This window comes from Mixta theicola (genome assembly GCF_002895925.1).
GTDB classification, from domain to species: Bacteria; Pseudomonadota; Gammaproteobacteria; order Enterobacterales; family Enterobacteriaceae; genus Mixta; species Mixta theicola.
The window spans coordinates 85,445-100,632 of record NZ_NWUO01000010.1; the positions used below are offsets into that span (position 1 = coordinate 85,445).

Consider the following 15,188-nt stretch of genomic DNA (forward strand, 5'->3'; position numbering starts at 1 on the left):
AGATTCTATTCCACTATGGCGCAATTCTACTCCGCAAAACGGCGTGTGACGACCCGACAAACAATTACGGTCACTATTCACGATCTTGACGCTTTCGGTCAGGGGGTGGCTCGTCATCAGGGCAAAACGCTATTTGTCAGCGGCGCGCTACCGGGCGAGCAGGTTGAGGTTGAGCTGCTGGAGGATAAACGCCAGTACGCACGCGGGCGCGCACGGCGGATTTTACAGCCCAGCGAGCAACGCGTTACGCCGCGCTGTCCATATTTTACCGTTTGCGGCGGCTGTCAGCAGCAGCACGCCTCGCAAGCGCTACAGCAGCAGAGTAAGGCCAGAGCATTGGCGCATCTGCTCACGCGCGAAACCGGACAGCAGACCACGGTGGAGGAGATTATCGGCGACAGCGCTTACGGCTATCGCCGCCGCGCGCGTCTCGGCTTGCAATATCAGGCCAAAACGCAGACGCTGCAGTTGGGCTTTCGTAAAACCGCCTCTAATGAGCTGGTTTCAATCGATTGCTGCCCCATTTTGAAGCCCGAACTTGATGCGCTGCTGGTGCCGCTCAGGGCCTGTCTCTCTTCGCTACAGGCGGTACGGCGGCTGGGGCATGTCGAACTGGTGCAGGCGGATAATGGTCCGGTGCTGGTTTTGCGCCATCTTGATGCGCTGAGCGCCGGCGATCGGCAAAAGCTGGAACGTTTTTCGCATGAGCACCAGCTGGCGCTGTTCCTGGCGCCGGATAGCGAGCAGCTACAGCAGATTAGCGGCGAGCCGCCTTATTATTTGTCACATCAGCTAAAGCTGAGCTTTAGCCCGCGCGATTTTATTCAGGTCAATGACGCGGTAAACCAAAAAATGGTGGCAAAGGCGCTGGAGTGGCTCGATCTACAGCCGAACGATCGGGTTTTAGACCTGTTTTGCGGCATGGGAAACTTTACTTTGCCGATGGCAAAGTTTGGACAAAATGTTGTGGGTGTGGAGGGCGTAGCAGCTTTAGCAGCACAAGGTGCGTATAATGCCAAGCTGAATGGTCTTGAAAACATCACCTTTTTTCATGAAACCTGGAAGAAGAGGTGACGCGCCAGCCCTGGGCGGCGCACGGTTTTGACAAGGTGTTACTGGATCCGGCACGTGCGGGCGCAGGCGGCGTGATGCAACATATTGCTAAACTCGCGCCACAACGTATTGTTTACGTTTCCTGTAACCCGACGACGCTTGCTCGCGACAGTCAGCTACTGCTGTCGTCCGGTTACCGGTTGGAAAGGGTTGCGATGCTCGATATGTTTCCTCATACCGGTCATCTTGAATCTATGGTGCTATTCGGTAAAACATAAGTATTTTTACAGGTTGCCAGGAGAGGTTATGGTTGCGGTAAGAAGCGCACATTTGAATACGGCGGGTGAATTCGCGCTCGATGAGTGGATCACCAGTTTGGGGATCGTTAACCCGCAATCAAGTGAACGACTGGCCGCTACCTGGCACTATTGTGAGGCCGTAACCCAATCGCATCCCGATCAGGCTCTGCTGCTGTGGCGCGGCATTGAGATGGTCGAAATCCTGTCGATGCTGAGCATGGACAATGACACGCTGCGCGCCGCGCTGGTTTTTCCGCTGGCGGATGCCGATGTGGTTTCGGAAGAGAAGCTGGAAGAAACCTTTGGCAAAGCGATTGTTTCGCTGGTGCATGGCGTGCGCGATATGGATGCGATTCGCCAGCTTAAGGCTACCCATAACGACTCGATGGCTTCCGAGCAGGTGGATAACGTGCGCCGCATGCTGCTGGCGATGGTGGAAGATTTCCGCTGCGTGGTGATCAAGCTGGCCGAACGCATTGCTCACCTGCGTGAAATGAAGGATGCGCCGGAGGATGAACGCGTTCTGGCGGCGAAAGAGTGTACCAATATCTACGCCCCGTTAGCCAACCGTCTCGGTATCGGGCAGCTTAAGTGGGAGCTGGAAGATTTCTGCTTCCGCTATCTTCATCCTGACGAATACAAACGTATCGCAAAGCTGCTGCACGAGCGCCGTATTGTCCGCGAGCAGTATATCGAAACCTTTGTGGAGAGCCTGCGCACCGAGATGGTGCGTGAAGGCGTGAAGGCTGAAGTCTACGGGCGTCCCAAACATATTTACAGCATCTGGCGTAAGATGCAGAAAAAGTCGTTGGCGTTTGACGAACTGTTTGACGTGCGGGCGGTGCGGATTGTCGCCGAGCGCCTGCAGGATTGTTACGGCGCGCTGGGGATTGTACATACGCTGTATCGTCATCTGCCGGATGAGTTTGATGACTATGTCGCTAATCCGAAGCCAAACGGCTATCAGTCGATTCATACCGTGGTGCTCGGTCCCGACGGCAAAACGGTTGAGATTCAGATCCGCACCCGCCAGATGCATGAAGATGCCGAGCTGGGGGTCGCCGCTCACTGGAAGTATAAAGAGGGCTCCGGCGGACAGGCGCGCGGCGCGCATGGGCATGAGGAGCGTATTGCCTGGCTGCGTAAACTGATCGCCTGGCAGGAAGAGATGGCGGATACCGGCGAGCTGCTGGAAGAGGTGCGCAGCCAGGTATTTGACGATCGCGTTTATGTTTTTACGCCGAAGGGCGACGTTGTCGATCTGCCTGCGGGTTCGACGCCGCTTGATTTCGCCTACCACATTCACAGCGATATTGGTCACCGCTGCATCGGCGCCAAGATTGGCGGCCGTATCGTGCCGTTTACCTATCAGCTGCAGATGGGCGATCAGATTGAAATCATCACGCAAAAGCAGCCAAACCCCAGCCGCGACTGGCTAAATCCTAACCTTGGCTATGTCACCACCAGCCGTGGGCGTTCCAAAATCCACGCCTGGTTCCGCAAGCAGGATCGCGATAAGAATATCGTGGCTGGCCGCCAGATTCTGGATAACGAGCTGAATCAGTTGGATATTAGCCTGAAAGAGGCGGAGAAGCTGCTGCTGCCGCGCTATAACGTCGGCACGCTGGATGAGCTGCTGGCGGCGATCGGCGGCGGCGATATACGCCTTAATCAGATGATCAATTTCCTGCAGGCGAAGCTGAATAAGCCGAGCGCGGAAGAGGAAGATCGTGAGGCGCTGCGCCAGCTGACGCAGAAAAGCCATACGCCGCAGCGTTCGGGGAAAGAGAGCGGGCGCGTGGTAGTGGAAGGCGTTGGTAATCTAATGCACCATATTGCCCGGTGCTGTCAGCCGATTCCGGGCGACGATATTGTGGGCTTTATTACCCAGGGGCGGGGGATTTCCATCCACCGCGCCGACTGCGATCAGCTGGCGGAGCTTATGTCGCATGCGCCGGAGCGGATCGTGGATGCGGTTTGGGGCGAAAGCTATTCCAGCGGTTATTCGCTGGTGGTGCGCGTGACTGCCAACGATCGCAGCGGGTTACTGCGCGACATTACCACCATTCTTGCCAATGAGAAGGTGAACGTGCTGGGTGTATCCAGCCGCAGCGATACGCGTAAGCAGCTGGCCACCATAGATATGGATATTGAGATTTACAATCAGCAGGTGCTGGGACGCGTGCTGGCGCGCCTTAATCAGGTTCCTGACATTATCGACGCCCGACGTCTGCATTAATTATCCGGTATGCCGTACGCGGTGCGGTATGCCGGTCCCGCTTATTCGCATTAAGGTTTCATTATGACTGCTCTTGATCGTCTGCTGACTATTATGCAGACCCTGCGCGATCCGCAGCACGGCTGCCCCTGGGATCGTCAACAAACTTACGCCACCATTGCGCCCTATACGCTGGAAGAGACCTATGAGGTGATCGACGCCATTCAGCGCGAGGATTATGACGATCTGCGCGGAGAGCTGGGCGATCTGCTGTTTCAGGTCGTTTTTTATGCGCAGATGGCGCGTGAAGAGGGGCGTTTTACCTTCGATGATATTTGCCACGGTATTGCCGATAAGCTGGAACGCCGTCATCCGCATATCTTCGCGGATGCGCAGGTGAAAAACAGCGAAGAGGTGCTGCATAACTGGGAGCAGATTAAGCAGCAGGAGCGCGCGGAGAAAGCGCAGCATTCGGCGCTGGATGATATTCCACAGGCGCTGCCGGCGCTAATGCGCGCGCAAAAGATCCAGAAGCGTTGCCGCAGCGTGGGGTTTGACTGGAATTCGTTAGGGCCAGTGGTTGATAAAGTGCATGAAGAGATCGATGAGGTGATGCACGAAGCGCAGCAGGCGGTGATAGATGAGGCGAAGCTGGAGGAAGAAGTTGGCGATCTGCTGTTTGCTACCGTCAATCTGGCGCGTCATCTCGGTACTAAAGCGGAGACGGCGCTGCAAAAAGCCAACGTGAAGTTTGAACGACGTTTTCGGCAGGTTGAGCAGATTATCGCGGCGCAGGGCATGAATATGAGCGACGCCTCGCTGGATCAGATGGAGGCCGCCTGGCAGCAGGTTAAAGCCGGCGAGAAAGCGGCGGGCTAATTTATTATTTTTAATTTAAAACCGCTCCGCTGCCGTCAGCAGGAAAAGGTCGCTTCCCAGGCTTTGGGCGTTGATTTGCCACAAAAAGCTTTTTTGCCATTCAGCCGCAGCCTGCGGCTTACTCGTTTCAGCTTTTAGCAAAAAAATTTCGCTCACTATGACCCAAATCAACCCTTTTGGCGTATCACCCGGTTAAGGTAGGCCGTCATCGGGTATGGCGATGGCGGCAATGTTTAATTGTGGGTAAGAGGTGAATCCGGTATACTGTTTTCCCGTCCTGGTTATTCCACCGTCTTTAAACCTCAACTCTCAGGTTCAGCATGACAACGAACTATATTTTTGTGACCGGCGGGGTCGTATCCTCTCTGGGTAAAGGCATTGCCGCAGCCTCCCTCGCAGCCATTCTTGAGGCGCGTGGCCTGAACGTGACCATCATGAAACTGGACCCGTATATCAACGTGGATCCGGGTACCATGAGCCCAACGCAGCACGGTGAGGTGTTTGTTACCGACGACGGCGCCGAAACCGATCTCGATTTAGGTCACTATGAACGCTTTATCCGCACCCGGATGACGCGTCGCAATAACTTTACCACTGGCCGCATCTATTCTGAGGTGCTGCGCAAAGAGCGCCGCGGTGATTACCTTGGGGCTACCATTCAGGTTATTCCGCATATCACTAACGCCATCAAAGAACGCATTATCGAAGGCGGCGAAGGCCACGATGTGGTGCTGGTGGAAATCGGCGGTACCGTTGGCGATATCGAATCTTTGCCTTTCCTGGAAGCCATCCGTCAGATGGCGGTTGATGTAGGGCGCGAACATACCCTTTATATGCACCTGACGTTAGTGCCTTATATGGCCGCGGCGGGTGAAGTCAAAACCAAGCCGACGCAGCACTCTGTTAAAGAGCTGCTCTCTATCGGTATCCAGCCTGATGTGCTGATCTGCCGTTCCGATCGTGCCGTACCGGCTAACGAACGCGCTAAAATCGCGCTGTTCTGTAACGTGCCGGAAAAAGCGGTCATCTCTTTGAAAGACGTTGATTCCATTTATAAGATTCCTGGCCTGTTGAAATCACAGGGGCTGGACGATTATATTTGTAAACGATTCAGCCTGAACGTACCGGAAGCTAACCTCTCTGAATGGGAGCAGGTGATTTACGAAGAGTCGAATCCGGGCGGAGAAGTGACCATCGGTATGGTCGGCAAATATGTCGAGCTGCCGGATGCGTATAAATCCGTGATTGAAGCGCTGAAGCATGGCGGCCTGAAAAATCGCGTAACGGTTAACATCAAGCTGATCGATTCGCAGGATGTTGAATCGCGCGGCGTTGAAGTGTTGAAAGACCTGGATGCGATTCTGGTGCCGGGCGGCTTTGGTCCGCGCGGTATCGAAGGCAAAATTCTCACCGCTCAGTATGCGCGTGAAAACAATATCCCTTATCTGGGCATTTGCCTGGGTATGCAGGTAGCGCTGATGGAATATGCCCGTAACGTTGCGGGTATGGCTGATGCCAACTCAACGGAATTTGTGCCAGACTGTAAATATCCGGTGGTGGCGCTGATCACCGAATGGCGCGATGAAAACGGCAATGTCGAAGTTCGCAGCGAGCAGAGCGATCTCGGCGGCACCATGCGCCTCGGCAGCCAGCAGTGTCAGCTGTCCGATAATAGCCTGGTGCGTCAGCTGTACGGCTCCGATACCATTGTTGAGCGTCATCGCCATCGTTATGAAGTCAACAATATGCTGTTGAAGCCTATCGAAGCGGCAGGTCTGCGCATCGCTGGCCGCTCAGGGGACGATCAGCTGGTTGAGATTATCGAAAACCCGAACCACCCGTGGTTTGTTGCGTGTCAGTTCCATCCGGAATTTACCTCAACGCCCCGCGATGGTCACCCGCTGTTTGCCGGCTTTGTGAAGGCCGCAAGCGAGTACCAGAAGCATCAAGTGAAGTAAGCGTTTTTATAACAGTGCGCGAACTTTTCGCGCACTGTTTGTCAGAGTTTTAGCTTAACTTGTACTGAGGAAAAACTAATGTCCAAAATCGTTAAAGTCATCGGTCGTGAAATCATCGACTCACGTGGTAACCCGACTGTTGAAGCTGAAGTTCATCTGGAAGGCGGTTTTGTAGGTATGGCTGCCGCGCCGTCAGGGGCTTCCACCGGCTCTCGCGAAGCACTGGAACTGCGTGACGGTGATAAATCTCGTTTCCTGGGTAAAGGCGTCACCAAAGCAGTCGCTGCGGTTAACGGCCCGATTGCTGAAGCCATCCTGGGTAAAGATGCGAAAGATCAGGCGAACATCGACAAGATCATGATCGATCTGGACGGTACCGAAAACAAATCTAACTTTGGTGCTAACGCGATTCTGGCCGTTTCTCTGGCAAGCGCCAAAGCTGCAGCCGCAGCCAAAGGCATGCCGCTGTATGAGCACATTGCTGAACTGAACGGTACTCCGGGTAAATTCTCTATGCCGCTGCCGATGATGAACATCATCAACGGCGGTGAGCACGCCGACAACAACGTCGACATCCAGGAATTCATGATCCAGCCGGTTGGCGCTTCCAGCGTGAAAGAAGCGATCCGTATGGGTTCTGAAGTGTTCCATCACCTGGCGAAAGTGCTGAAAGCGAAAGGCATGAACACCGCAGTAGGTGACGAAGGCGGCTATGCGCCGAACCTGGGCTCCAACGCTGAAGCGCTGGCGGTTATCGCCGAAGCGGTAAAAGCAGCGGGCTACGAGCTGGGCAAAGATATTACTCTGGCGATGGACTGTGCGGCATCTGAATTCTACAAAGATGGCAAATACGTTCTGGCTGGCGAAGGCAACAAAGCGTTCACTTCTGAAGAGTTCACTCACTTCCTGGAAGATCTGACCAAACAGTACCCGATCGTTTCTATCGAAGACGGCCTGGACGAATCTGACTGGGAAGGCTTCGCTTATCAGACTAAAGTGCTGGGCGATAAAATCCAGCTGGTGGGCGACGACCTGTTCGTCACCAACACCAAAATTCTGAAAGAAGGTATCGAGAAAGGCATCGCTAACTCCATCCTGATCAAATTCAACCAGATCGGCTCCCTGAGCGAAACTCTGGCTGCAATCAAGATGGCGAAAGATGCTGGCTACACTGCCGTGATCTCTCACCGTTCTGGCGAAACCGAAGATGCAACCATCGCTGACCTGGCGGTAGGTACTGCAGCCGGCCAGATCAAAACCGGTTCTATGAGCCGTTCTGACCGCGTGGCTAAATACAACCAGCTGATTCGTATCGAAGAAGCGCTGGGTTCTAAAGCACCGTTCAACGGTCTGAAAGAAGTTAAAGGTCAGTAATTACGCTTGCGCGTGCGGCGGAGTTTACCCGCTGCCCGGCTGCTGTTGAACCCCGTCATCTGACGGGGTTTTTTTATCTCCCGGCCGTCAATATTCAGCCTCTGCTACAGTTTTGACCAAAAGTTTAAACAGCGCGCATGAAAACGTATAACCGACCAGGTCGGGCCATTCGTTAATATTTACCCGCCGCTGGAATGAAAAAAAATATAGAAAAATAGAACCAGTTAATGTTAATTGCATCGCTGGCCAGGTTAATTTTTGCGGAAAACAACCCCGGAAACTTATTTTAAACTGGGACAGTTTTATACAATGAAAGTTAAATTTTGAGAATTTATACTTCGGTAAAGCGGTAATTGTCATCGCATATTCAACCAGAATTTCCCGGTGTCAGTAGTCGATTAAAACAACAGTTTTTTCTGAACGGGTATAAAAAAGTAAATGTCAAACGGACTGCCAGCGGTATGCGTCTGGTGCGCTGCATGGCGTAAATCCGGCGTAAATCCAGGCTACGGTATCGCCTGTACTGAACGGCGCAATCTGCGTATTTTCTGAAAAGCGCCGAATTACGCCGAGGCTTTTTCATTATGCTGATAATAATGAAGGACTTGCAGGGAAAATAGCTGTTTACAGAACTATCTGATTTGGTTGCGGGCATAGTTAATTTTTAACAGGAATATGTAAACCTTACGTCATTATTTGTAATGATACGGAAGGTTAAAAATGAAATACCGTGCTGACATTGACGGTCTTCGCGCACTCGCCGTGCTGCCAGTGATCGCCTATCACCTGGGCGTGACCGGTATTCCCGGTGGGTTCACCGGAGTTGATATTTTTTTCGTCATATCCGGTTATCTCATCTGCGGCATTATTTATCAGAGTGCCATGAAGGGTGAGTTTTCTTATCTTGAATTTTACAAGCGTCGCTGCTTACGTATTTTACCGCCGCTATTTGTGGTACTGATAGCCACGCTATTGTTTGGCTATCATCATCTGCTGCCGGCGCAGTTTACCGAACTGGGCAATAGCGCCGTTGCCACCACGCTTTTCTCGTCGAATATCTATTTTTGGCAGCAAACCGGTTACTTTGCCGGCCCCGCAGAACTTAAACCTCTCCTGCATACCTGGTCTCTGGCGGTTGAAGAACAGTTCTACATTCTGTTCCCGATTGTGCTGCTGCTTGCCGTACGCTGGTTTCGCCATCGCGTAACGCAGGTCATGTTGGCAATCATTGCGGTTTCGTTTCTGCTCAGCATTGTTGGCGTACTGAAAAAGCCCGATTTTACCTTTTATATGTTGCCTACGCGTGCGTGGGAGCTGGCGGTCGGTGGGATTATTGCGGTTTCATCTATTGAAGCGCGCATGGCGACCGTGCGTCAGGACATTAAGCATCTGATGAGCCTTGCCGGGCTGGCGCTGATTCTGTTTGGCTTTTTCTGGCTCAGCACCAGCAAACCCTTTCCCTCGTGGAATGCGCTCTGGCCATGTGTCGGTAGTTTCCTGCTGATTCTGGCGGGCCGGGAAGCCGTCGTAAACCGCATTCTGGCGTTGAAACCAGTGGTTTATGTCGGAATGATCTCTTACTGCCTCTATCTCTGGCATTGGCCGATTATCGTTTACAGCAAGATGTTCCTGAATATGAATGAAGGCGTACGCGATCTGCTGGTGCTGGCGATGACCTTTGCCCTGGCTATCGCTTCCCGCTATCTCGTCGAAATTCCTTTCCGCTATAAGCTATCGAACCTGAATCCGGCAATGGTTTCCGCCTTCTCCGTGGTGGGCCTGGTGATTATCGCTTCGACCACGCTGTATAAAAGTCATATCAGCAATGAGTCCGGTAAGTTTTCCGATCAGGCGCTGGCGGTGGCGAAATTCTCTCAGTATCGCGGTACCGAGGAGTATTTCTATCAGTTCCGTTTAGGTAAATGCTTTATCGATGGGAACAATGAAGCGAAAGGGCATTACGATCGTGATTTCTGTCTGAAAACCTCCGCCACGGAAAAAAATTATCTGTTAATCGGCGACAGCCACGGTGCCCATCTGTGGCGTGCGCTCAGCCTTGCTGCGGGAGGTAGCGTTAATTTGATGCAGGCAACCTCAGCAGGATGTAAACCCGTATCGCACCAGTCCTTCAGCAATAAATGTACTGAACTGATGGATTATGTCTATCAGCAGTGGATCCCCAAACACAAAATTGATGGCGTCATTATCTCCGCCCGCTGGCTGCCGGAGGATATTGCTCCTCTGAAAGCGACGCTGGAAACGCTAAAAGGATTGACCAACAATATCACCGTTATGGGACCGACGATTGAGTATGCCGAGCCTCTGCCGGATCTGCTGGCCTATCAGGAGAACGGGCGTAAAGATTTAGTCTCAAGTTCCGTTAACCGAAATATTAAAGGTATCGATCTGCGGATGCAGCAGGCGGCGGCAGAAGAACAGGTGGGTTATATCTCGGTTTACAATATTATGTGTCCGAATGATGTTTGCCATGCGCTGGCTTCAAACGGTCAGCCGAGCGCGTTTGATTATGGTCACTTCACGCTAAGCGGCGCGAATGACGTTGCGCGTCAGGCGATGGTGCAGTTGCGCCACGACAAATTTATGTAGCAGGAAGCAGCCGCCCAGCCTGATGCCGGGCGGCTTTTTTTAATCTTCAGTTTGTGCCTTTTCTGCCTGCGATATTTGGCGTCACTCCCTTCATCTGCCATAATCTGCGCCCTTATTTCTCCTGACGTGAGTGCGTGATGCAGTACCCGATTAATGAAATGTTCCAGACGTTGCAGGGCGAAGGTTTTTATACCGGCGTTCCGGCAATTTTTATCCGCTTGCAGGGATGCCCGGTTGGCTGCAGCTGGTGCGATACCAAACATACATGGGATAAGCTGGCCGATCGGGAAACCTCGCTGGGCGATATTCTGGTAAAAACAGTGGAAAGCGATGCCTGGGGCGCTGCCGATGCTGATGCCTTACTACAAACCATCAACCAGCAGCAGTGGACCGCACGCCATGTGGTAATTACCGGCGGCGAGCCGTGCATTCACGATTTAACCCCGCTGACCGATGCGCTACAGCAGGCCGGTTTCAGCTGTCAGATTGAAACCAGCGGTACGCATCCGGTGCGTTGCACGGCGCAAACCTGGGTTACGGTTTCGCCTAAAGTTAATATGCGCGGCGGCTATGACGTGCTGGATCAGGCGCTGGTGCGTGCCGATGAGATTAAGCATCCGGTGGCGCGTCAGCGCGATATTGCTGCGCTGGATCAGCTGCTGGAAACCATCGCCGACGACAAACAGCGAATTATTGCGCTCCAGCCCATCAGCCAGAAAGAAGATGCGACGCGGCTGTGTATTGAGACCTGCATTGCCCGCAACTGGCGGCTGTCGATGCAGACCCATAAATATCTGAATATTGCCTGATAAGCGGGCCGGATGTGCAGGCATCCGGCCCGGAGTCTTATGCGTTAGACCAGCTCTGAATGCTCTCCTCCGCGTTTAAGCGACCGTGGAAGATCTCCCAGGATTTCTTCAAAATCGGATCGGTGTGGCGCGGCAGGTCTTTAAATATTCCTTTATTAATCGCTTCGTACAGCGCGGCATTCTGCGCGCTGGGTTCGAAGAGATCTTTCACGCGCACCATCCTGGCGACGGCCTCTTCATACGAAGCGTACAGCCCTAACCCTACCGCCGTGTTGATTGCCGCCCCCAGACTGGCACAGCTGTTGATGCTGTTGCGCCGTACTGGCAGGTTGAATACGTCGGCAAAAATCTGCATGAACAAATCACTGTTAGAACCGCCGCCGGTGACTATCAGCTGACGGGCAAAATGGTCCATTTCACGGCACATATTGTCGTAGTTGTTTTTCAGCGTCATCGCGATACTTTCAAGGATTGCCCGGTACATCCAGGCGTAGTCCATCGTTGCGTTAAAGCCGATGAAAATCCCTCGTTTGTAGGGTTCCCAGGGATTGGTGAGCCAGTCCAGCACCGCCATTAAACCGTCGCAGCCAGGAGATACTGCGGATGCCCGGTAGTTGAGGTAATCTTCCGGAGTGACGCCGCTGGCAGCTGCATCTTTAAGCAGCGACTCGCCGAGCATGTCCCGCAGCCAGCTTACGGTCCACATGCCTTTGCGGATGCCGTAGCCCTCGTACAGCAGCGTCTCCGGGATCGAAGACATGATAGGCCAGTAGTGCACCGGATCTTTTGGCAACGCCTGACCATTCATCATCAGGGCGATGTAGGTTCCCAGTGAAATGACGGCGGTTTCATCATCCAGCAAGCCGGCCCCCAGCGCCTCTACGGGTTTGTCGCTGGTGGTACATACCAGCGGTAATCCGACGGGGAACCCGGTGGCCTGTGCGGCCTGCGGCGTGATGTTTCCCAGAACTGTTCCCGGCATTTGTACCTCAAACAGCATCTCCCTGGGGATCTGAAACTTGCGCATGATTTCCGAATCGTGGCTCCATTCCCAGGTTCGGTAATCCACCGGCCACTGACCAAAGTAGTTGGCAATATTGTCCTTAAACTCTCCGGTCAGGCGGTGGGTCAGATAGCCGGAAAAAGAGGTGACCCAGGCCACGTCGCTGTTGGTATGCTCGTAGGGGCGGGTGACCCGAGCGTCCTGCCAGCTGATAAGCTGTGCAGCGGGCGTACCATCGGCCCTGAGCAGCGCGCGGCAGCAGCGGATGGAACCAAGACCAATGCCGACGATATCATCAGGATTGCCTGTAAATTGCCGCATCAGATCTTTTCCGGCGAGGCACAGAGATTGCCACAGGTCGTCATCCGGGTGTTCAGCCGTATCGGCATCCGGGGTGTACATCGGCTGCAGCGCCCCCTTTCCCTCGCAGACGACGTTACCTTCAAGGTCGTACATTACGACCTTGGTGCTCTGACTGCCGCCATCAATTCCAATGATGTATTTTTGGGCCATCGTCATTCTCCTGTGTACCCATTATGTTATGCGGTTTTACGCGCCGCTGGCCTGGGAAGGGGAGCCTGTCTGGCTCAGAGGCACTTCCGTCGCGCGTATTTTTTTGTACAGTAAAAAAGTGAAAACCATCACCATGCACATCGCGCCAAGTCCCATCATCCACATATTGCGATAGGCTTCGGCTGCGGGCAGCGTATCCTGCCAGTAGCCGACGATCGGATAGACAAAGACGTCCGGCAGAAAGCCGATGACCGAGCAGATGCCCACCGTGGTGCCCATAATGAAGGTCGGGGTTTTCGCTTCGCCTGGACAGGCAAAATAGAGGCCGCGCGAGGCGTAGCAGGTAAAGCCAAGCAGCAGAATAAGGCCTATACCCACCGCAACGGATTGCGGGTGGTGGTTTGTTGCCAGCAGCGCGATAAGCGCCAGCGCACCAATAACTGACAGGATCTGAATCACGCGGGTGGGGGATTTTACCCGGCTGTAGGTGGTAATCAGTCCACCCAGCGGGCCGCACATGGCGCGGAAGATCTTATTAATCACAATGCCCATATAGCTGGCGGCCACCAGCGACATACCGTACATTTCCGTAAGGTAGTTGGTGGAGTAGCTGAGGATAGCGTAGATGGTATAAACGCCGAGGATTATCATGCTGCAATACCAGGTGGTGCTGATACGCAGTACGGAGAGGATATCGCTAAGCTGAAAGGTTTTTTTCTGCCGATCCGTCGTTTTCACCTCATGGCTGACGCCATCGCTGACGAAGAACCAGCACAGGATCCCCAGCGCAATGTATACCACGCTGTAGATCAGTATGACGGTTTTCAGGCTGTTCGGATCGTCTGACGCAAAGCGGGAAAAGGCCCACATGGTAAAGACCGCCAGCGACATGACGCCAACGCCACGCAGGCCCTCCATCCAGCCCATAATCTTGCCCTGTTCGCTGTGATCGCCAAGCATTGAAGCTGCTTTAATCGATACCGACCACAGCATCAGAATAGTGGTAATCGCGAAAGCAACCTGAATAAGCAGCATCGCCCAAAGAGGCGGATAAGTCATCATCAGCAGACCAAGAATACCGGTAATAATCATTGCTGAAGTAATCATTTTCCGATGTGAAAATTTATCGGCAATGACGCCGCTGGGCGCGTATAAAATAATCGCAGTAATACCGAAAGTACTCATTATTAATCCAATTTCGGTATTGCTGAATCCCATAAATTTTGCCATAGGAATCTGGTAAATATAACGTAAATAAGCCAGGTCAAAGCTAACGCCACCGCTAAAACTAATAATTGCAAGCGTTATCCAGCGTCGATAAGAGTGTTGTTGCATAGCGTATTCTCGTTTTGTACAGACAAAAAAAAGAGAAAAGTAAGCCGCCTTTCCAGGTGGATTACTTTTCTCATAGTCTCTAGTAATAGATATTAGAAATATCATGGCAGGCCAGATTACTCTGTGAGAATAATCACGCTTCTCAATTTTATCGATCAAAATCATTACTAATAAATCTCTGTGATTCTCATCACATTTAGATTCGCAGCGCTATGCTAAAAATTATGCCCAGTTACCAGAGAATATGAGAAAGGTAACTTCCCTCTCGCGGGGGAAGTTGCCTTTCTTTTTTTTTGCTTAAAGGATTTTGGAGCCGGATATGTCAATCGAATCTCTCAACGCATTTTCTATGGATTTCTTCTCCCTGAAGGGCAAGACCGCCATTGTCACCGGCGGCAACAGCGGCCTGGGCCAGGCTTTTGCTCTGGCGCTGGCGAAGGCGGGGGCAAATCTGTTCATTCCGAGCTTCATTCAGGATAATGGCGAAACCCGCGAACTGATTGAGCAGCAGGGCGTTCAGGTGGAATTTATGCAGGTTGACATCACCGCTGAAGGCGCGCCGCACAAGATTATTGCCGCCTGCTGCGAGCGCTTTGGCAGCGTGGATATTCTGGTCAACAATGCCGGGATTTGTAAGCTCAATAAAGTACTCGATTTCGGCCGCGCCGACTGGGATCCGATGATCAGCGTTAACCTCACCGCCGCGTTTGAATTAAGCCACGAAGCGGCAAAAATCATGATCCCGCAAAAGAGTGGAAAGATCATTAATATCTGTTCGCTGTTTTCCTGGTTAGGCGGTCAGTGGTCACCTGCATATTCGGCAACCAAACACGCGCTTGCGGGTTTTACCAAAGCCTATTGCGATGAGCTTGGTCAGTATAATATTCAGGTCAATGGTATTGCGCCTGGATATTATGCCACCGAAATTACTGCGGCTACCCGCAGTAATCCGGAAACAAATCAGCGCGTGCTTGATCATATTCCTGCCAATCGCTGGGGTGATACGCAGGATTTAATGGGGGCGATGGTTTTTCTTGCCAGTCGCGCTTCAGATTATGTCAATGGTCACTTATTAGTTGTCGATGGTGGTTATTTAGTCCGCTAATTTCTTAAGGCATTTAATAATGCCGATGGTCAAAA

At 52.7% G+C, this 15,188-nt stretch carries 9 protein-coding genes and 1 pseudogene; 8 read left to right on the forward strand and 2 right to left on the reverse strand.

Features of this window, described 5'->3' with window-relative positions:
• Positions 1 to 15: 15 nt before the first annotated feature.
• From rlmD to queE, 7 genes and pseudogenes are all read left to right on the forward strand, one after another.
• Positions 16 to 1,331: pseudogene (gene rlmD, locus COO59_RS14025) on the forward strand (23S rRNA (uracil(1939)-C(5))-methyltransferase RlmD).
• A gap of 28 nt (positions 1,332 to 1,359) precedes the next feature.
• Entirely contained in the window at positions 1,360 to 3,591 is a 2,232-nt protein-coding gene (relA, locus tag COO59_RS14030) for a GTP diphosphokinase (protein ID WP_103060409.1), read from the forward strand.
• Between the two features lie 63 nt (positions 3,592 to 3,654).
• On the forward strand, positions 3,655 to 4,449 hold the full coding sequence (mazG, locus tag COO59_RS14035; RefSeq protein ID WP_103060410.1) for a nucleoside triphosphate pyrophosphohydrolase: 795 nt from the start codon (positions 3,655 to 3,657) through the stop codon (positions 4,447 to 4,449).
• Between the two features lie 320 nt (positions 4,450 to 4,769).
• Positions 4,770 to 6,407 (forward strand): glutamine hydrolyzing CTP synthase, encoded by a 1,638-nt coding sequence (gene pyrG / locus COO59_RS14040; protein WP_103060411.1) that lies wholly within the window; start codon positions 4,770 to 4,772, stop codon positions 6,405 to 6,407.
• 78 nt (positions 6,408 to 6,485) lie between these two features.
• Positions 6,486 to 7,781, forward strand: a complete 1,296-nt coding sequence (gene eno / locus COO59_RS14045) for a phosphopyruvate hydratase (RefSeq protein ID WP_085070408.1) — start codon at positions 6,486 to 6,488, stop codon at positions 7,779 to 7,781.
• A gap of 720 nt (positions 7,782 to 8,501) precedes the next feature.
• Complete coding sequence (locus COO59_RS14050) at positions 8,502 to 10,388, forward strand: acyltransferase family protein (RefSeq protein ID WP_103060412.1); 1,887 nt, start codon at positions 8,502 to 8,504, stop codon at positions 10,386 to 10,388.
• 137 nt (positions 10,389 to 10,525) lie between these two features.
• Positions 10,526 to 11,197, forward strand: coding sequence for a 7-carboxy-7-deazaguanine synthase QueE (queE, locus tag COO59_RS14055; protein WP_103060413.1), 672 nt, complete (start codon positions 10,526 to 10,528; stop codon positions 11,195 to 11,197).
• A 37-nt stretch (positions 11,198 to 11,234) separates the two neighbouring features.
• Here the strand turns inward: queE and COO59_RS14060 are convergent, their stop codons facing one another.
• Positions 11,235 to 12,713, reverse strand: coding sequence for an FGGY-family carbohydrate kinase (locus COO59_RS14060; protein ID WP_103060414.1), 1,479 nt, complete (start codon positions 12,711 to 12,713; stop codon positions 11,235 to 11,237).
• Between the two features lie 36 nt (positions 12,714 to 12,749).
• Positions 12,750 to 14,048, reverse strand: coding sequence for an MFS transporter (locus COO59_RS14065; protein ID WP_103060415.1), 1,299 nt, complete (start codon positions 14,046 to 14,048; stop codon positions 12,750 to 12,752).
• 319 nt (positions 14,049 to 14,367) lie between these two features.
• On the opposite strand from COO59_RS14065, the gene COO59_RS14070 reads away from it, so the two are divergent.
• The gene (locus COO59_RS14070; RefSeq protein ID WP_103060416.1) at positions 14,368 to 15,153 is read left to right on the forward strand and encodes an SDR family oxidoreductase; all 786 of its coding nucleotides are present in this window, start codon (positions 14,368 to 14,370) and stop codon (positions 15,151 to 15,153) included.
• Positions 15,154 to 15,188 lie beyond the last annotated feature (35 nt).